The sequence below is a fragment of the Candidatus Uabimicrobium helgolandensis genome (genome assembly GCF_041508025.1).
Lineage (GTDB): Bacteria > Planctomycetota > Uabimicrobiia > Uabimicrobiales > Uabimicrobiaceae > Uabimicrobium > Uabimicrobium helgolandensis.
In genome coordinates this window covers 4,792,865-4,812,619 of record NZ_CP165719.1, presented here as the reverse complement: position 1 = coordinate 4,812,619, position 19,755 = coordinate 4,792,865, and the positions used below count along the sequence as shown (strand labels likewise).

The window sequence follows — 19,755 nt, the reverse complement described above, 5'->3', positions numbered from 1 at the left end:
AGAATGTTATGCCAGCTAAATTATTTTCTCATATGTATTGGTCCTTAGGAAAATCGTTGTACAACTTAGATGTGCAACGTCGAAAAAAAAGCGCAAACGCTGTTTTAAAAGAAATTGATCTTGGAATACAAATAAAATATTTAGAAATTGGAGATCCAGAAAAAGAAACGATTGTGATTTTTCACGGTTTTTCTGATAACAAAGAAAGTTTTTTGCATATCGCGCTGCGCCTGATGAACGATTATCATTTGATAATACCAGATATGCCTGGTTTTGGTGAAAATAAACAAGAAGAGAAATTTAGCTATACGATAGAACAGTACAGTGAATGGATGAACGATTTTTTAAATAAGATAGTGCCTAGTAAGTTTCATTTAATTGGTCATTCAATGGGAGGTGCAATCGCAGCATATATATCGAGTGAGGGTTGTGATCGTATGTTGTCTTTAACCATTTTGTGTGGTGGTGGGGTCATTACTTTGCCTTTAGTTGGTTTCTATAAAAACCTAGCAGAGGGAGACAACTTATTTTCTATAAAAAATAAGAAAGACTTTTCAAAATTTTTAAATACTAATTTTCACAAAAAGCCTTTTATGCCAGGTTCAGTGAAGCATTTTATTTATAGACGCTATGCTGACAACTACAATTGGTACAACAAAATCATGAATGACCTCATTGGCGACAATATAAATCACCAGTTAAGTGAACTCCCTGACACCGCTTTAAATGACAGACTAAAAGATATTAATGTTCCGACACTTGTCGCGTGGGGAGAGCAAGATGGGCTTTTTCCTCACGATGTCATTGGCCAAGAATATCATCGCAATATTAAAAATTCGCAGTTTAGCCTTATTAAAGATGCTGGACATTGTGTAAACATGGAAGCGCCGAGTAAATTTAGTGCTGTTTATCGCCAATTCCTTAGTAATTTACAGGTGAACTAGTGTACACTACATTAATTGATATAGAGGAACTGCAAGAGAAATATTGCAAAGACTCGTGGGTCATTATCGATTGTCGTTTTTATCTTAAAAATGAACAGTTGGGTTATGAAAATTATTTGCAAAGTCATATTCCCGGAGCAGTGTATGCTAATTTAAATATAGATTTATCTGGAATCACCACACTCAAGAGTGGTCGACATCCATTACCTAACATGCAAGACTTTTGCACTACTCTAGGTCTTTGGGGAATCGATCAAACAAAGCAAGTTGTTGTTTACGATGACAATGGAGGAGCCATCTCTAGTCGGCTATGGTGGATGTTACGTTATCTACAACATCAACAAGTCGCAGTACTCAACGGAGGTTGGACTCATTGGCAACAAAAAAAATACTCTGTTGAATCGGGTCTACAAAAAAATAAAAAAACCGAGTTTGTTGGTAAACCTAAAAAACAAAAAAAGCTTTCCTTGCAAGAAGTTGTAAATAACAGGCATCATTATGTTCTTGTTGACTCTCGTTCTACTAAGCGTTATAACGGTGAACAAGAACCAATTGATCCTATTGCAGGTCATATTCCAGGTGCAATTAATTATTGCCATGAGAACAATGTTGACGCAGAAAAAATATTTCTTTCCCAGCAACAACTACATAAAAATTTTGGATGCTTATTAAATAATACCTCTCCCGAGAAAGTTGTTTTTTATTGTGGTTCAGGTGTTACTGCATGTCGTAATATTTTAGCAATGGAGCACATTGGTAAAAAAGGTGCAAAGTTGTTTGTCGGTTCCTGGAGCGAGTGGTGTCGTAATTCAGAGCTTCCAATCGCTACAAATAAAAGTTAGAAATTAAGGCGTGTTAACACGCCTTAATCTATTTGTGCGCAACTAGGAATATTTATGTTCCTTTAGTGTCTCCCCACAAGTATATCTGTAACCGATTACAAAAGTTAAATTGCTCTTCTTTACAAATTTCTGCAATAACATGAGATTTTGCTGCTAACTCTTCAACACTTCTTCCTTCGGGCATTAAAAACACAGTGTGTCGTGGAATGTCATATTTATTTACTAGTTCTAGTATCTCATCAGTGTCTTTTCTGTTTTTAACCACAAATTTAAATTGATATTTTGTTCCGCATTGAATAAAGTCTTTCAGCGCATGATATAAATTATTCTTAGAATGTATCTTTAATTCCTTTGAATCTTTCTTACTAGGATAGCTATTTTTTAACTTCGGAGAAATACTAAAGTAGTCCGGCTTTATACTTTCAGAGAATACAGTACCTGCTGTTTCAATTGTAATAAAATGAGATCTCTCTTTTAGTTTTGTAATTAGTAAACCCATTTCACTCTGCACCATTGGTTCACCACCTGTTATAACATAATGCGAAACTCTCTCCCACGCTTTAGTTTCTATCATTATTTCATTCATGCTTTTGTTTTTACCCTCTGGATACCAAGAAGTATAGGGAGTATCACACCATGAACATCTCAAATTACAACCAGATGTACGTATAAAAACAGAAGGATAACCCGTATACAAACCTTCTCCTTGTAACGAATAAAATATTTCTGAAATAAGCACAAATTAAATCCTTAATTATTATCAACTTTACTAGAGCGCCCTATTTAAAAATACCATCTTGGTATAGTAATTTTGCGTAGGCTTTTGCGCCACTTACATTGAGGTGAACTCGGTCGACAAAATAGTGATCGGGGAAGTCGATTTGCGAGTAGTCATATATTTTTAGGCCTGTAAATTTTGAAATACGTTGCTTCCAATCATTGAAATTTTTTATTTTTTGCACAAAACCAGGGAACAGTGGTTGAATAATGAGTTTTATATCACTGCCTTTGCTTTTAACTAATTTCACTAGGTCGCGTAGATTTTCTAAATCTTCTTGCTTTGCTTGGTAGCGAAACCTTTCCATATTATTAATATTTTTTTTAACCTGAGAAATATTCGCTTGTTGACGTAAAGCCCAATCTTGATCACTTTTGAACATGTAATACAAAGTTCGAAGGAGTACTTCACCGTTATATTGATATATGTGAGAAAAATTGCACCACCAATTTAACTTGGGAAAGTTCCTCTCAACAAGTTTTTTAATATTAGCAGAAGAACGGTACATCATGAAATTAGAAATTAGTTTTTTATTGTTATAATTAAGCATGGTAATTTCAAAAAAAATACATCGTGGAGCTGGATACAAATCGAAATAATCTTTCATAATTGCACAAGCGAGATCTACAGGCATAGAATTATAGCTAAGATTAATAGTCGTTTTCTTCGTTAGTTTTGCTATAGTTGGTTGGTGAAATACTAGACCTCTTGAATTGCCAATAAGTAAAAAATCACTTTGCGCTGTTTGACCATACAATTTAGAGTAGCGAAACTGACTTTGGTTAACAATTGTTTTTAAAACTTGAGCAATAACGCGGTCGCCTATAAAAATGACCAAAAAGAACAATACGCACCAACATTTTGGATTTTTAAAATTGAAAATAGATAAAGGTTGTCTCATTAAAACTTCCTAGCAAAGCAATACTCCACAAAATAACTGCAAATATTAAAATTCGCACAAATGGACGCCGCACAATAATATCAGTAAAATTCCATTTCCAGTGTATAATTTCACAACTAAGCAGCAGAAAAACGACAAAAATTCCTTTTACCAGGGGAAATTTATTTTTGAGATTCGCAAACGTCCAATTTCCAGTGAACATATAATAAAAAACATTTATTGCCTTTGAAAAAGAGTCGCTACGAAAAAAAACCCACGCAACACACGTTAAGAGATAAGTAATAAAAATAGCAAACAGCAATCGCAATATTTTCGGCAAATGTATAGCTTCGCAACATTTATTGAAAATAGGAGAAGAAAAGCGTTGTAGTATAAGAAAAATTCCGTGAAGTAGCCCCCAAAAAACAAATTTCCAATTCGCTCCGTGCCACAAACCTCCCAATAACATTGTTATCATTAAATTCTTGCATGTATTTACAACTCCGTACCTATTTCCTCCCAACGGTATGTATAAATAATCGCGTAACCAACTGGATAAAGAAATATGCCAACGTGTCCAAAATTCACTAAAATTTTTCGAAAAATAAGGGGTATTAAAATTTCGTGGAAAATGAAACCCAAGCATGCGCGCTAAACCAATCGCAATATCTGAGTAACCCGAAAAATCACAATAGATTTGAAATGAATACAAAAATATACCAAGAAAAATATTCAAAGCGTTAAAACTATTTGGAGCAGTAAATATTTGGTCAACAACCATCGCCAATGAATCAGCAACAACAATTTTTTTAAAATACCCTACTAAAATTTGTGCAAACCCCAAGGTAAACTCTTGCCAATTAAATTCTCGGTCTTGCTGAAATTGAGGTAATAATTGTTTCGCTCGTACAATTGGACCTGCAACTAGCTGTGGAAAAAAAGCGATATACGAAGCAAATATAACCCAATTTTTTTCTGGTGACATTTTTTTTTTGTACACATCAATCGTATAACTCATTGACTGAAAGGTATAAAATGAAATCCCTACAGGTAAAATAATTTGCAAAGACTTAACGTTAGTATGTTGTCCAAAAAGTTCTATCATTAAAAAAGAGGCTGAATCAATAAAAAAATTACAATATTTAAAGAAACTAAGTATCGCCAAATTTGTACAAATACTCGTTATTAGCAGCATACGTCTTTTATTTGAACATGACGATTCATATAAAGAACGAGCAATCAAAAAGTCAATGCCTGTAGAAAAAGCAATTAAAAGTAAAAAACGACTATCCCACCAGCCATAAAATACATAACTACAAAGAAGTATCCACCACCTACGATCTTCTCCGCGAAGATGAAAGTAGATAGGCATAAATATAAGCGTAAATATGATAAAAATGGTACTATTAAAAAGCATTGTTATACTCGACTAAGGGGCAAGACGCTTTTTGGTCCATGCATTTTCTTTTTTGTAAAAATAAATGCGGTCATGGAGCCTGTTCGTTCTTCCTTGCCAAAATTCAAATGAAGACGGTTCAATCCGATAGCCTCCCCAAAAATCAGGGCACGGGATTTTATCAGGGTATTTATTGTCTATTTCCTGCGATGTTTGTTCAAGAAATTGTCGATTTTTTATTACAGAACTTTGCGGAGATGCCCAAGCAGAAATTTGACTTCCCCGCGCACGACTATAAAAATAATCTTGCGTTTCTTGTTGCGAAATTTTACCCACTTTTCCTTCTATTCGCACTTGACGATTAAGTTTTCCCCACCAAAAAACAACAGAACAACATCCACTATACTCTATATCTTGAGCTTTACGGCTCAGATAATTCGTAAAAAAAACCAGTCCGCGATCATCATAATGCTTAAGTAGTACCATTCTTACAGAAGGAATATTTTGGGCATTTACTGTTGCCAAAGCCATTGCATTTGCTTCAGGAATTTCAGCAGTAGTCGCATCATCGAACCACAATTCAAATTGATAAATGGGGTTTGAATGTAAATCATCTTTACAAATACTATCTTCTCCGTACTCTTTACGGAGATTATTTAGTTTATTCATTTTCGCTCCTCAATACTGATTTGTTGTTGATAATCAATATGTAGTTCAGCGCTACTTGGATGGTTTTGCATAATATATTTGGCAAGCTCAGAAACAACAAATTTTTCTATTGCTCTTTGCAAAGGTCTTGCGCCGTAGAGTTCATCAAAACCTTCTTTCAGAAGTAAATCAATAATAGATGGCGAAAACTTTAGTCGCAAATTATTATTTTTTATTCCATCGCGAAGTGATATCTCTTCTAATTCTTTGTAAATAATTTTTTGTATGGCGCTTTTATCTAAAGGCAAAAAAGTAACAACCATATCAAGACGATTAAAAAACTCTGGGCGAAAGAATTTGCGAATACTCGCCTCGTATTCTAATACTTTTTGAGGGTTAAACCCTGCTGCTGTCGATGATTTTGCGCCCAAATTTGAGGTCATAATAATAATCGTATTACGAAAATCACACACGCGACCATAATGATCGACAAGAATGCCTTCATCTAGAACCGTAAGGAGTGTATCAAAAATAGCAGGGTGCGCTTTCTCTATTTCGTCAAAAAGCACTACACTAAATGGGCGTTCGCGAACTTCACGAGTGAGTTTGCCAATTTCTTTCCCTTCGCCGATTAAACGAGATATTTGCGCTGGGTGTTGAAATTCACTCATATCTAAGCGAATTAAAGGATGTTTTTTTTGTCCATGTCCAAAAAAATATTCAGCAAGAGCGCGAACGCTCGCAGTTTTTCCAACTCCTGTAGGTCCAGAGAACATCATTGTTGCAATTGGCTTTTGTGGATCATTTAATCCAGTTTTAAAGACTTTAATTACTCTACATATTTTTTTTATCGCATCTGCTTGACCAATAATTCGCGAAGAAAAGAAAGAATGGAGATCTTTTTGATTAATGATTATGTCGTCGTCCAAAAATAATTTTGGCATACCTGTTTTATCAATAAATGCATCTATAACATCATTATTATTTAATGTGCTTTTATCACTAATAAAAAGATTATTCAAACACTGGCTTAAAAATACGACAGCTTTACCAGGAAAACTCTCGTATTTTACAAATCGTTGCAACAAGCGATAAATGAGTTCTAGTGTTGGTTGCTCTACATTTATATTTAGTTTGTCCTCTGTATAGTTTTGAAAGTTCTGCAAAACTTTTAAAATTTTGCTGCGCGACATTTCTTCAATATGAACAATTTGGAAATACTGAATGAAACTAGGTAGTAGCGTTTGGGCGCGATCTAATTCATGAGGAGTAAGTTCGGTAATAATTTGTATACGCCTATCTCGTAAATATGAAGACATATAAGCAGCAATTGAATCTTCTGCTCCTTGTCCACCAACAGTAAACATTTCCATAAAGTTCACTAACCAAAGTACACCGCGTATTCGCTGTAAATCATCCAATACATTTTCGCATATATCCTCCCAATCTCCGAGATATTTTGCTCCAGAAGTGATACGATTAGGGGAAGTTCTCCAAAAATACCTACGGCGTTTTTCATAAGGATTTTTATCGCGTTCTTTTTGAAAAACCTTGCGCATTGCTTCTTGGAGTATGGCACTTTTGCCAACACCGCGATTGCCTACAACAATCAAGTTCGCCTGCTCATTGACAATTTTACCTACAATCTTATCTACTATATCGCTTTGTTCCCACGCCACCTCTGGAAATATATGTGCATTTTTTTGGGCATTTCTCGAACGAGGGAATTTTTCTGCGATTTTTGAAAGTACAGGAGCTTCTTTCTCAGGTGAAAAGAAAGAGGAAATTTTTTTACTCCCTTTATTGCGCACAGAGAAATCTTCAAGCCACGGTTTACTGGGCATGATATATCGATGTAACTCTTCAGGAGTTAAACTCTGAAAAATATTTTTGGAAAAATGTTCAATTAAGTTATTTACTTGATCAATATTATAAAAGAAAAAACTTTCATTAAGAAAAGGCATAAAGCACTCATAAAATCCTTGAGAGTTTTCGCCATAAACAGCAGCAATGGTAATTTTCATTTTTGACGTCGTAGGATACATCCCATCTTTTTCTTTGTAACCAGAACGTACTTCGACAGGAAGAACTTTTAATCTAGCTTTGTGAATGCGTGGTTCAGCATCATAAGGATTTTTTTCCAAATCGCGATGTAATTGCGAAGTTAGTACTGTAACTATTTTTTTAGCGTTTTTACTAACCACTTGGTAATGAGATCCCACCAAGTGACCACAGACAACACCTTGTTGTAATTTCCAACATAGAGCGTAGTACTTAAATATCTCCATCAATATTCCTATTTGCAAAAAAAATCAATTGCCAATCTTCCAATGACATATCTATTTTATTGATAAGACCTGTGCGTAAATCAGTTACAGTTCCACCATTTTCTTCTGGGCAGTAGATCCGTAAAATATTGTTGTTTTTGTAAGGGTAATCTTCTATTGTTGCCGCGCCCTTTTCCAAATTACTCAACCAATTATGGTAACAGTTGTTTTGCTGTAAAATCCATTTGTTTTTTGCTCGTTCATCTTTTAATAAAGGCATTTTTGTTAAGTGCAAACGTACAGGAACAGGAGGTTCGTGTGGTAAATAAAACATGTGAATTCCGGATTCATTTTGGAAAAAATCCCACAGGCGCGACCCTTCCGCAATAAAAATTTCTTCGTTGTTAGCATCAACTATTTTCTCCACATTCATTTCTAGAGAAATAAGAAATTTCTCATAACAATTACGAAGATAAATAAGATGATCTTTACCTCGTTCTTCAACACACGAACTCAAATGAAAATGAACAGTGTCTAAATGTCCCAGGGCTATTTTTTCTGCAAAAAAAGACAAGTGAGCAAACGACAAAAAATACTCCATCGACTTAACTTCGTTATCAGCAACAAGCTCAGGAATATTACTATACAAATCTTTTATATAACTCGCTACATCATAATGAGACACTAATTCATTAGGGTTAATACCAGGGTCATAGCCATAAATTGATCTACAAAACGTTTTTTTCAATGGTGGAGCATTAACCACTCCATCAATATTTTTTTTACTTTCATAGTCATTAATGTTCCATAAATCACTTTCAATTTTTTCATAAAAATCCTGTAGTTTATCTTTGAACATGTGATACGACCATTCATCTTCGTTGTAAACATTTTTTTCACTAAAATAATGATAAAGAAGATTTTTGGTTCTCTTTTGCATATCTTTTAAAAAAGGTAATAAATTTTCTTCTGGGATACCTTCAGGAATACAATTTTTTAAATATATCGGTGTTTTTTCTAGAGCGACAATGTGTGGTATAAATTCGTCATTATGTAAAAAAATATCAAAAATTACCGGCGTCGTAGAAGAAGTACTAGCAAGTTCCTCCGCAACTGTGAAAGTAAGGTCTTTTTCAATATTTCTTTTTAAAGCTCTAGCACCTAACTCTGGATCAAAACCTTGCCGAGCCACTTGTGCAAGTGCTTTTTCTGAAACATTAAAAATAACTGTTCGTCGTAAAAAGCCATCGCGTTGTAATAGTTTGTTTATTTGTAAGCGTGCTATTTTGATCAAATCATCTAAAATTAGTTTTCTAAATACAATGATTTCATCAATGCGATTCAAAAACTCTGGGCGAAAAAAGTTTTCAACAGCTTTAGTGTATACCGCTTGCTTTTGACTTTCTCGTTCATGAAAACCAACTTGTTGACCAACTCTTTGTGCACCAATATTTGAAGTCATAATAATTACAGTATTAGTAAAATCAATGGTTCGACCTAGTGCATCTGTTAAACGCCCCTCCCCAAGAACTTGCAATAGCAAATCGTGGATAGCAGGATGGGCTTTTTCGATTTCGTCAAATAGCAAAACACAAAACGGCTGGTGCAGTACGCGTGCGGTCAGCAGCCCTTGTGGCTTCTCGATATCACCAATTAAGCGACTTACAGCACTTGAATCAATAAATTCGTTCATATCAAAGCGAACGATTTTATCTTCTTGTGTAAACAAATAACGCGTCAAAACTTTTGCTGCCTCGGTTTTTCCAACGCCTGTTGGTCCTATAAATAGATAAGTGGCAAATGGTTTTTCTGGATCGCACAGACCCGATTTTATTAGATGTATTAAATTTGCAATTGCATCGCTTGCCTGAGATTGCCCGATCAACATTTTTTCAATTTTTTTGTGCACTTCTCCTTTTTTTAAGCGCGCATTTTTATCGAAAAAGTGTAAGTTCATGTTGCTCATCAAACTAAATTCTTCGTGTATTGTAGCTTCATTAATCAATGTATTTTTATATTTTACTCCAGCACGATGCAAAAATCGGCTTATGCTGCCAGGTAACTTTTCTCGTCGCAAATAAGTTCGCTGGAGGTGAAAAATAGCCGATAGGGCCTCATGGTCAATAGTGAGATTGTTTTCTTTTTCGATAATAGCTCTTTGTTTTAAAACCATTTTAGTGCTATCGAGTATTGTTGGTTCTTCCACGCGAATAACTTGAAATAAATCACTAAAACTACGATCCCATTCTTGTACTAGCTTCCATTTTTCTGGAGTTGTTTCGAGAATAACTTGCAATTGTCTTTTTTCGATATACGTTTTCAAAACATCGCTTAAACACATATTGTTTTGCGCACTTTTACCTACTCGTAATAGTGCTATAACATTATCGAAAACAATACAGTCATTTTTTGGAGTACCGCGTTTTACTTTCTTACGGCGTTTTTTCACATACTGTAAAATAGCCTCAAAACGTTTTTGCCACATACCAACAACGCTCATTCCGGCAATAATTCTGGTAGGATCAATATGCCATACCTTTACAAGACTTGATATGTCATATTCTGAGTTTTTTTCTAAATAGCGAAAAATACATTCGTGGATAATCGACGATTTACCAACGCCTTGTTCTCCAAGTAAAACAACAGGAGTATTTTCTTTAGCGTAGATTATTTGGGATAGTCGCGCAATATGTTGGTCTCGAAAAAAACATGGCTGTAAATCATTAGGATAGAGATTATTCAAATCATAACCAACGCGGTCAATCTCCCACGCACCTTCAAATTTTACTCTACCACCAAACAACGATGCAAAAAAAGCATCGTTGTTAGCTTCGAAAGGAAATGCGGCATTGCCAACATAAATGTTCATTTTAAAAACACTTACATTTTCTCCTTTCGTCGTCATATAATCCTTGGGATTGTAGTCATCTCCTTCTTTTTTGCGCTTCTCTCGAAATAAAGATTGAATCTGTCTTTCCATTGCGTGTGATAAATTAACGCGTTCGTTTTCTTTTTTGGGGAGAATAAACAAAAAATTATCAAATGCTGGCAAGCATACAACTCGGTGGCCTTTTAATTCAAACCAAACAGCGCTAAATTTTCCAGATACATATTTTTGGGCAACGTGAAAAGAAAGTTCGCGACAAGTAAAGTGAAAGTCAGGCAAGAACATCAACCATAAAAGCTCATTTATATTATTGCGTCCGCTCTTAAATCCGCGAAACTGTTTACGAATTTCTTTATTTAAACTACTAAGAGCTTTGCTATAGCGAGGATGTTCGCAAAGTGGAGAATCAGTAAAAAGAGGACGTACACAGTAGAATGTGCTCTTTTCCCATAGGCGTTTTGTTTGTATAAACACAGGAAATTCTAGTGTAACAGATCCCATCTAATCTCTTTCATTAAAAATAATATCGTTTAGGAGTTTTGAAAATGTTATCGATAAGTTTTTATCTAGAACCTCTACATAATCTTTTTCATTAGAACTGTCATAAAGTTTATCTATAAACAAAGGAATACTACCATATTTTCTGCGCACTTTTTCCTCCGTTTGCCGACGATGTACAAAATTTGGTGTCGTAAAATCTTCAAATTTCGTTTTATGCACAGAAACAATATATTTGAATTCGTCTTCTTTTACAAACCAACTATGTATCCCTCCCTCAGAACCAAACTTTAAATAAGCACATGGCCCTATTATCTCTAACTCTATTCCTACTAGTTTGTCTTGTTTTTCCTGTGGAATAATATTATGAGCAAATGGTGCCTTAACGTAATAATTGGCTGCTTCGCGGCTAATTACCTCTTCTAATTCTTGGATTTTTTTGGCTTTTTTTACTCGAGTCTTAGCAGTCCACCCCTCATTTTCTTTATATTCTTTTTTGAATACTTCGAGCTGCGTATGTAAACCTTCAACTTTTTGATAAAATTCCTGACGTAACCACACGCTGTATGCTGAAAATTTAAATTGATATTTTAATGCAATTGTTTCATACAAATTTTTGATAGAAAGTAGATGCGATTCTCCGCCATAAACACCAATCAAACATTCATTGTCCTCTGTTGCCAGATTCGAATAAAGCTGAATTTTAAATTGAAATAGTTGTTCTTTATATTTCTGTCCTTCACCTGCACATTGTTCTACATTAGGCTGTGATTGTAAATACGAAAGTAATATATTGCTTTCGTAGTCGCTTATATTTTTAATTAGCTGTTGGCCTTTTATTAGTATCTCTGAAATTTTTTGATATTCACGTACTCGACGTTCTTTTTTCCAAAAATTATCGCCTTGCTTTCTTTTTTTGCGCTCAAGTAAATCCCATTTATTCTGAAGAGATGTGTAGTATTCACTTTCTTCTAAGGCTTGGCTTTCTCGGCGTAAATCTGTAGCTAAATATATAGGAGTGAGGTTTTGCTTTTCTACTTGAACTTGCGGAGCTTTCACTTCTATTTGTATATGCTTTTTTGATGTATCTACTTTAGCATAGAGATCTGTTTTCTTGTCGTAAAGATTTAACTTCTTTGCCAGTGGTATGACAAAATCTTTGCGCAAAGTTCTCTGTAATTGTCGTGCTCCATACCTCGGATTGTAACCGTGTTTACAAAGTAGATCTTTTGCTTTTTGAGTAATATCGAGTTCTAATTTACGGTGTTTTATACCTTGGCGCTGAGTAAATTTTTGTATTTCGCGATCAATAATAAGTGACATTATATCTTCATCTAAAGAAGAAAAAGCAACTACCTGATCTATTCGGTTAAATAATTCAGGACGAAAGTATTTTTGGACTTCGCTAATAAAATGTTGCTGTACTGAAGAAGAAAGATCTTCGTGAAAGCCCGCCAGCCCTTTTCCATAACTTTTAGCCCCAATATTAGATGTCATAATAATAATGGTGCTACAAAAATCAGCCACATTCCCCTTTGAATCGGTAAGACGTCCTTCTCCAAGTATCTGCAATAACAAATCATAAAATGAGTAGTGTGCTTTTTCTAATTCATCAAATAAAATCACCGAAAATGGATTTTTGCGAACCACAGATGTCAGCAATCCTTCTTGACTACTAAATTCACCAGTAAGACGCATCACAGAATAAGTATCTGAAAATTCGCTCATATCAAAACGACTAATTCGATTGCGATTACTAAAAACAAATTCAGCAAGTACTTTCGTCATTTCAGTTTTACCAACGCCTGTTGGGCCGATAAATAGAAGAGAGGCAATCGGTTTATTCCCTCGAGTTAACGAAGTTTTTACCATAGACAGCAAATCAATAACAGTGTTAATTGCCGTGGATTGTCCGTAGATATTTTTGTAAAAAAATGCGCGCATTTTTTCTAGTGGAAGAGGTTTTTGCGCGTCAATTAAAAAAGCAGGCATTCCTGTTTCTTCGTAAAACGCATCTAGTATTTGTTCGCGAGAAATTTGCGCATCTTTTTCGGTCACACTTAACATTACCGATTCTAAAAAACGTATAGGCTTGCCTGGAAAACCGGAGTACGGTGTATAACGCTTTTGTAAACGAATAACCTCATCTATAGCTTCTTCTGCAATATGTATACGACGACGACCCGCTAGAGAGAGTACTTTGGCAATAATAACTTCTTTTAATTCTTTTTCTGTTAAAGAAGAAAGTTCGATTACTGTAAACAAAGAGCTATAACCAGGAACGCGCATCTCTATGCTAGCGAGCTCTTCTTCGCTACACTCAGCAATAATTTGAATTTCTCTACGTTGTAAGTATTCTTTTAAATATTCTCCCATACTGATGCTATTGCCAACATATTGTCCGACTTCAAAAAGTTCAGACAAATTATGAACAAACAATAAATCCTGCTGATCACGAAGTTCACAACAAATAACATGCAGATTCTCTTGCCATCCATTTTCATTCGTCAATTTTTGAATCATGTGCGCAGCATTTGTTTCCCATATTGTGTTCTTAATACCAAATAAATGCTTCTGCCTTGCCAATTCTTCAACAAGTGCTGTTTTACCACTACCTCCAGATCCAACAATAAGTATGCTGCGTTTGTAGCGCCCAAGCAAAGCTCTTTTAAGCATTTCCCATTCCTGGAGACGGCCAAAACATATCTGACTGCCAAAAAACATCTCTGAAGCTACCTCTGGCAGTATTCTTTTTTTCTTACGCAATTGAATATTCTCTAATTCAAATAGCGTGTAAAAACCTACGTCTACTTGACACTTCTTCAATTCTATATCGTTATACCACTGTGTCTCTATTAGATATTTCACATTTTGGAACCGCTTTTTTCGCGCAAACTCCAACTCAATATTTTCACGAAGATTTTCTTGCATAATTTCGAATGTTTTGCCAAAAGACTCTATTCCCAACACAGGCACAAAACTTAGAAAATGACCTTGGAATGTTGTGCAGTAAAAATACGCAAATGACAAATCGAGATCTGGGTGAAATTTTTTCGCTTTTATACTAATTGTTATAATTTCTTTATGGACATTATTAACAGTTAAATAGCGCATCAACTCTAAATACCTGCCATGCTCTACCAATTCTTTTTCCGCAGCAGCCACGAATGAATTTGCTACATTTTTTGCGCGTTGTCCAATACGAAGTATACCTGGAATGAGAAGCATTGAAGTAAGTTTTTGCTCACAAGGCAAGTGAATTTCAATTATATCAATAGAAAATGATACTAATTCAGACATGACGTTTAATTTTCATAAATATTTTTTTGCCCAATAACAAGAGAAGGATTACGATCAAGCTTTTCTTTGTCTTTTATAAATTCACCACATGAATACTTATGGTATGCTACGAGACCAATCATCGCCGCGTTGTCCATACAAAACTTTTTATGAGGGAACACAACTGGTAGATTAAATTTCCCCATCGCTTTGCGAAATTTTTGACGTAAACGATTATTAGCGCTTACTCCTCCTGCCACTAAAACCATTGTTGGTCGTATTTTTTTACAGGCTTTTTTCAATTTTATAAGTAATGAATCGATAGCGGCTTCTTGAAATGAAGCGCAAAAATCTGCTAAAAAAGAGCTCAGCTCTTTTTCTTTTTTTAAATCGCGTAATTTATAAAGACAAGCTGTTTTTAACCCTGAATAACTAAAATCGTAACCTGTATTTTGACTCATTGGTCGCGGCAAAGGTATGCTATTTTCATCTCCTTTTAGAGCAATTTCTTCTATAATTGGTCCCCCTGGGTAGCCAAGTTCTAGCATACGCGCTACTTTGTCAAAAGCTTCTCCTACAGCATCATCTAGGGTTTGACCAACAATTTCATATTGACCTTTTTTTTTCACTTGCACGATTTCAGTATGACCACCAGAAATAGACATTGCAAGAATAGGATATTCTATTTCTGGAATAGGAGTATATGGATTTCCTTTGCTATTTTTAAGTAGCGGAGACAAAATATGACCCTCCATATGGTTAACCCCAATGAGTGGTTTATCGTGTTTTAAAGCTAAGGTTTTCGCTGTATCAACACCTACCTCAAGTGACGGAGCTAAACCAGGTCCATAGGTTACCGCTACCGCGCTTATTTCTTCCATTGTTAATTGCGCGCGTTGTAAAGCTAAATCGATGCATGGCATTATTTTTTCTTGATGAGCTCTTCTAGCAAGATTAGGAACAACTCCTCCCCATTCTTTGTGAATATCAGCCTGTGAAGAAACAATATTGGCAAATACCATGTCATCTTTTAGAACAGCAACAGCTGTATCATCGCAAGAAGTATCAATGGCTAATATTGTGGTGTGCATATGAATCCTTTTATCATAAAATTTGTCAAATAAACGAAAACAGCCGCCAAGATAAATCATCTCATATTCTTTTGTATTATAATGGTCTGACAAAAATAATGATCTTATGTCTAAACAAATACAAATTTCAGTGAGGTATTTTATTTTGGCGGCATTCCTTAATCAAAGCAGAGCTACCTCTAGTTTTTTGGTAGGTGATTTCGAATGGCAGCAATTCTCGTCAGTACAGGAGGATGAGAATAGTGAAGAAATACATAAAAAGGATGCGGTGTTAAATTAGATAGATTATCACGAGACAATTTTTTTAAAGCACCAATAAGAGCTTGTGGCTCTTCTTTCGCCGTATCCACAGCATAACGATCCGCTTCGAATTCATTTTTTCGCGAAAAAAGTTGCATAAAAATAGAGAGTATCATTTCAATAGGTTTAAATAGCATTCCAAAAAAGATTAATCCTGCATACACAGAAGTGTCCTGCATATAAAACGCATCGAATAGTTCTTTATGGTTCAAAAAAATCGACAATAAGTAAAACGTAATTCCCGTGTGAATGATTCCTATCATGAAACCTTGAAAAATATGCTTCAATTTAAAATGCCCAACCTCATGTGCAACAACAGAAACTAATTCGGGAACTGTTTGTTTTTCAACCAAAGTATCGAACAAAGCAATGCGTTTATTTTTCCCCATACCAGTAAAAAAAGCATTGGCTTTCGTCGAGCGCTTAGAACCATCTATTATATATAAGTCTTGTAATGGAAAATTAACCGACTTGGCATAACTCATGATTTTGTCGCGAAGTTCGCCTTCTTCTAGAGGCGTAAATTTATTAAACATCGGCATAATCCATGCAGGAGCAATGTAATGAATAACAAGCATAAATGTAATCGTTACTGCCCATGCATAAGCCCATGCGTACGGACCAGCGTAAGTAAAAAAAGCTAATATACCAGAGATAAGAGCTCCACCAAGAATAACTCCGAGAATCATGCCTTTCACCAAATCAGTAAAAAACACTTTGAGCGTTGTTTTGTTAAAACCAAACTTTTCTTCGATAACAAAAATACGGTAGAGGCGAAAAGGAATAGATATAATCTGTCCAGCAAAAAGAAGAATACCTATAAATAAAAGACCTGTCTGAATTGGACCAAATTCGAAACTACGAACATATTGATCCAAGTAATTAAATCCACCTAAAAACCAAAAACCAAGAAAAACAATAAGATCAAATAAGTCGGTAATAAATGAAAATCGGGTTAATACTCTTGTGTATTTTTGAGAATTTTGATAACTCTCTTCGTCATATATTCCATTAAATTCTTCTGGCAAGTTATCTTTTAAAGCACTCAAATTTAACAAATCAGAGACCAAATTTAAGATATAGCTAAATACAATAGTTACTAAAATAATCCAAGCATAAGTATTCACATAGTTTCCTTTATAATGATTGATACACCAGGTTTAAATCTTCAATTACTTTCTCTAAAGAAGTGCGCATCATTGGCTCTTTTATTAGCATTCCAGATATAGTAGTCGACAGTGATTGATAGGTATCGTTGTGTTGTTCTAGTTCCTCCTGATCTATTTTACTCACAAGAAGAGGCACTTGTTCAGCAATAATTTTTTGTGCACATGTCATAACATCAGAATGATAAAAAGGCGACTTCGGTTCCCAAAGAAAGAACTGATAAAAAGTTATTCCTAAAGAAAAAGCATCCGTTTTTAAATCAGTGTCCCCTCTTAATTGCTCAGGGCTCATATAATCAACTGTACCTAAAACACTTCCATCTATAGTAAGTTGCGTAAAGTTGTCTGCTTCAAGTGGTTTTCCAATACCAAGGTCTAACACTTTTGGTTTTCCGGTCTTACTATCAATGATAATGTTTGATGGTTTTATATCACGGTGAACTATACCTGCGTCATTTATCGTTTTCACAGCACTTGCTAATTGTATAGCAACATTAACTTTATATTTTAAATCGTAAGTATCTTCTTCAAAACCCAATAGTTTATCTAAAGGTTCTCCATCCACAAGTTCTAGCACCAAATATAAAGTATCGTTCTCTTCAAAAAAATCTATGGCTTTTACTATATTTTCGTGCTGTAGATTACCTAGTAAACGATATTCGCGTTGTAAACGTTTACGTAATTCTAATTCGTATTCTTTTTCTTCTTCTGGTATGCAAATTTCTTTCACAGCAACCATTTGGTCAAAAAAAAGATCGAGAGCTTTATATATTTTACTCATTCCCCCTTGTTCAAACATATATTTTATGTCGTATCGACCTTTCAAAATATCCACTTTTTATCCCTCAAATGATTTGTATGTTTTGTTTTGTCGAGCTACAAATTCGTAGTTCTTTACTAATATCCCATAATATACTATGTTGAGAAGAAAGTGTCATTAACTAAAAAAATCTTTCCTCACGACCAAGCGGTCTTCAAACCCGCGTACCTTGGTATACAAAAGGCGCAGACCAAGTGGACCATGCCGATTCGCAACTGCCCTCTTATCCTGCAACAGTTGGCTATTATTTTCGCTGACCACCTAGGAATAAATTTGTAAAGTCCATAGATTATGGCATATTCCCAAAACCATCTAACTCTAGCTAAGCGCCTCCAAAACGTACATACTCTAACCAGTTATCTCTTTCGCTTACTATACAAACAGTAACTGCAAACAAAACACTCAGTATACTTTAGTAGTAAAAGAGTTTTTTGTATACCACTTTAGAGGCTTCTCCACTTCTAGAGCATAATCTATAGATCATTGTGTAGTCGACTTTAATTCCTCATTCTTCAAGCATATCTTCCAATTCGCAATAGCTCGTAGTTTTATATTAATAAAACCAAAATTAAAAGGACTGGATAATCTATTTCCAACACTCAATTGATTTTTTCTCCACGCTTGTATATACACAGTAAAATTACAAAAGTAATAGCCACTAGAACCAAAGAGTAGAAATTTGCCTGCGGATAATTTAAACTTTGCACAGCATCATAAATAGCAATTGATGCTACTTTTGTTTTTCCTGGTATGCTGCCACCGATCATGAGCACTACACCAAACTCGCCTACAGTGTGCGCAAAACTAAGAGCAATTGCGGAAAGAATCGCAAATTTCATATTGGGAAACATCACAAAATAAAGCGTCTCCCACTTAGACTTTCCTAAACAATAAGCTGTCTCTATCCATGCGCGCGGAATGGACTCAAACCCTGATTGCAAAGGCTTTACCATAAAAGGTAAACTATAAATAATCGAAGCAAACACTAGTCCTTCAAAAGTAAAAACAAATTGGAAGCCTGTTACTGTATTGACTGCACTTCCTATATAGCTATTTTTACCGAAAACAATAAGCAAATAAAACCCCAAAACAACAGGAGGAACTATGAGAGGGAGTAAGATCAAGGTTTCAATCCACGTGTGTTTTTTTGGTGAAAATGCTAGCCAATAAGCAACAGGAATAGAGATCAAAAATAGAATAAATGTAGTGGTAGCTGCTAATTGTAAAGTGAGTATGATAGGTTGCCAATCGTACATGAGTTAATCCCAAAAAACGCTAAGTGAAAGAAGGAGTGTAAAGTCTACTTTATTATAGAATCGTAGCCATTTTTTTGTAAAATCGCGCCAGAATTGTGAAAATAAAGTAAGAACTTGTCAACAAGTATATCTTGTTGTAAAACCACATAACATTGGTTAATAGGAGTGTAACTTTCTTGTGGAAGCTGCCAATATCTGCCGCTCTTTTTTGCAAAAGAAAGAGGAACAAAGGCAATATCTGCATTTTTTGTTTGTGCAAATTGAAATGTTTGGCTTGCATTCTTGCCAAATACTAATTTATGACTGATTTTTTCCCACAATTTGAAAAATTTCAGTGCTTGTTTACTTCTTTGTCCGTAAGGTGCATATTCAGGATTTGCAATCGCAATAGTCTTTATTTCCTTGTCTTCAAGTAACTCCATTCCTTTGCTCAAATCTAACTCTTTTTTCATAGTCCACATAACTAACTTACCAACAACATATGTTGTTGGTGGCGGGTAATTTTTTGTGTTATCTTTATGTATTTTTTGGGGATATTCACAGTTAGCAGAAAAAAATATGTTATATGGAGCGCCTGATAAAACTTGGGCGTATAAATTGCCCGACGCTCCCATAACAGCATTTACTCTTATTTTTTCTTGCATTTCAAATCTTTGACAAACTTCTTGTAAAGTAGGAAAAAAATTAGCAGCACAAGCGATTG

14 protein-coding genes are annotated in these 19,755 nt (G+C 34.9%); 2 read left to right on the top strand and 12 right to left on the bottom strand.

The genetic code is table 11. From position 1 onward, the window contains the following. Positions 1-8 precede the first annotated feature (8 nt). Both UABHE_RS17550 and UABHE_RS17545 read left to right on the top strand, forming a co-directional pair. Positions 9-944 (top strand): alpha/beta fold hydrolase, encoded by a 936-nt coding sequence (locus UABHE_RS17550; RefSeq protein ID WP_372364538.1) that lies wholly within the window; start codon positions 9-11, stop codon positions 942-944. Next, positions 944-1,786 carry a sulfurtransferase gene (locus tag UABHE_RS17545; RefSeq protein ID WP_372364537.1) on the top strand — a complete coding sequence of 281 codons (843 nt, stop codon included), beginning with the start codon at positions 944-946 and terminating at the stop codon, positions 1,784-1,786. The genes UABHE_RS17550 and UABHE_RS17545 overlap by 1 nt, the downstream gene beginning before the upstream one ends. A gap of 52 nt (positions 1,787-1,838) precedes the next feature. On the opposite strand, the gene UABHE_RS17540 is transcribed toward UABHE_RS17545, so the two are convergent. From UABHE_RS17540 to modA, 12 genes are all read right to left on the bottom strand, one after another. Further along, complete coding sequence (locus UABHE_RS17540) at positions 1,839-2,525, bottom strand: 7-carboxy-7-deazaguanine synthase QueE (RefSeq protein ID WP_372364536.1); 687 nt, start codon at positions 2,523-2,525, stop codon at positions 1,839-1,841. A gap of 40 nt (positions 2,526-2,565) precedes the next feature. Beyond that, on the bottom strand, positions 2,566-3,465 hold the full coding sequence (locus UABHE_RS17535) for an SGNH/GDSL hydrolase family protein (RefSeq protein WP_372364535.1): 900 nt from the start codon (positions 3,463-3,465) through the stop codon (positions 2,566-2,568). Then, entirely contained in the window at positions 3,434-4,816 is a 1,383-nt protein-coding gene (locus tag UABHE_RS17530; RefSeq protein WP_372364534.1) for an MBOAT family protein, read from the bottom strand. The genes UABHE_RS17535 and UABHE_RS17530 overlap by 32 nt, the downstream gene beginning before the upstream one ends. A gap of 57 nt (positions 4,817-4,873) precedes the next feature. Further along, entirely contained in the window at positions 4,874-5,509 is a 636-nt protein-coding gene (gene pdxH / locus UABHE_RS17525) for a pyridoxamine 5'-phosphate oxidase (protein WP_372364533.1), read from the bottom strand. After that, positions 5,506-7,776, bottom strand: coding sequence for an AAA family ATPase (locus tag UABHE_RS17520; protein ID WP_372364532.1), 2,271 nt, complete (start codon positions 7,774-7,776; stop codon positions 5,506-5,508). Before UABHE_RS17520 ends, pdxH begins: the two co-directional genes overlap by 4 nt. Next, on the bottom strand, positions 7,763-11,143 hold the full coding sequence (locus tag UABHE_RS17515; protein ID WP_372364531.1) for an AAA family ATPase: 3,381 nt from the start codon (positions 11,141-11,143) through the stop codon (positions 7,763-7,765). Before UABHE_RS17515 ends, UABHE_RS17520 begins: the two co-directional genes overlap by 14 nt. After that, complete coding sequence (locus UABHE_RS17510; protein ID WP_372364530.1) at positions 11,144-14,440, bottom strand: AAA family ATPase; 3,297 nt, start codon at positions 14,438-14,440, stop codon at positions 11,144-11,146. It lies immediately after the preceding gene. A gap of 5 nt (positions 14,441-14,445) precedes the next feature. After that, on the bottom strand, positions 14,446-15,510 hold the full coding sequence (tsaD, locus tag UABHE_RS17505) for a tRNA (adenosine(37)-N6)-threonylcarbamoyltransferase complex transferase subunit TsaD (protein ID WP_372364529.1): 1,065 nt from the start codon (positions 15,508-15,510) through the stop codon (positions 14,446-14,448). 179 nt (positions 15,511-15,689) lie between these two features. Beyond that, complete coding sequence (locus UABHE_RS17500; protein ID WP_372364528.1) at positions 15,690-16,937, bottom strand: M48 family metallopeptidase; 1,248 nt, start codon at positions 16,935-16,937, stop codon at positions 15,690-15,692. 10 nt (positions 16,938-16,947) lie between these two features. Beyond that, on the bottom strand, positions 16,948-17,811 hold the full coding sequence (locus UABHE_RS17495; RefSeq protein ID WP_372364527.1) for a serine/threonine protein kinase: 864 nt from the start codon (positions 17,809-17,811) through the stop codon (positions 16,948-16,950). Between the two features lie 584 nt (positions 17,812-18,395). Then, a complete protein-coding gene (gene modB, locus UABHE_RS17490; RefSeq protein WP_372364526.1) occupies positions 18,396-19,052 on the bottom strand; it encodes a molybdate ABC transporter permease subunit in 657 nt (218 codons plus the stop codon). Positions 19,053-19,096: 44 nt separating this feature from the next. Further along, entirely contained in the window at positions 19,097-19,753 is a 657-nt protein-coding gene (gene modA / locus UABHE_RS17485) for a molybdate ABC transporter substrate-binding protein (protein ID WP_372371632.1), read from the bottom strand. Positions 19,754-19,755 lie beyond the last annotated feature (2 nt).

Bases quoted from the DNA above. Each gene is read 5' to 3' on its own strand.
- UABHE_RS17550 (WP_372364538.1), top strand. From the start codon at position 9: ATGCCAGCTAAATTATTTTCTCATATGTATTGGTCCTTAGGAAAATCG.
- UABHE_RS17535 (WP_372364535.1), bottom strand. From the start codon at position 3,465: ATGAGACAACCTTTATCTATTTTCAATTTTAAAAATCCAAAATGTTGG.
- UABHE_RS17530 (WP_372364534.1), bottom strand. From the start codon at position 4,816: ATGCCTATCTACTTTCATCTTCGCGGAGAAGATCGTAGGTGGTGGATA.
- pdxH (WP_372364533.1), bottom strand. From the start codon at position 5,509: ATGAATAAACTAAATAATCTCCGTAAAGAGTACGGAGAAGATAGTATT.
- UABHE_RS17520 (WP_372364532.1), bottom strand. From the start codon at position 7,776: ATGGAGATATTTAAGTACTACGCTCTATGTTGGAAATTACAACAAGGT.
- UABHE_RS17515 (WP_372364531.1), bottom strand. From the start codon at position 11,143: ATGGGATCTGTTACACTAGAATTTCCTGTGTTTATACAAACAAAACGC.
- UABHE_RS17510 (WP_372364530.1), bottom strand. From the start codon at position 14,440: ATGTCTGAATTAGTATCATTTTCTATTGATATAATTGAAATTCACTTG.
- tsaD (WP_372364529.1), bottom strand. From the start codon at position 15,510: ATGCACACCACAATATTAGCCATTGATACTTCTTGCGATGATACAGCT.
- modB (WP_372364526.1), bottom strand. From the start codon at position 19,052: ATGTACGATTGGCAACCTATCATACTCACTTTACAATTAGCAGCTACC.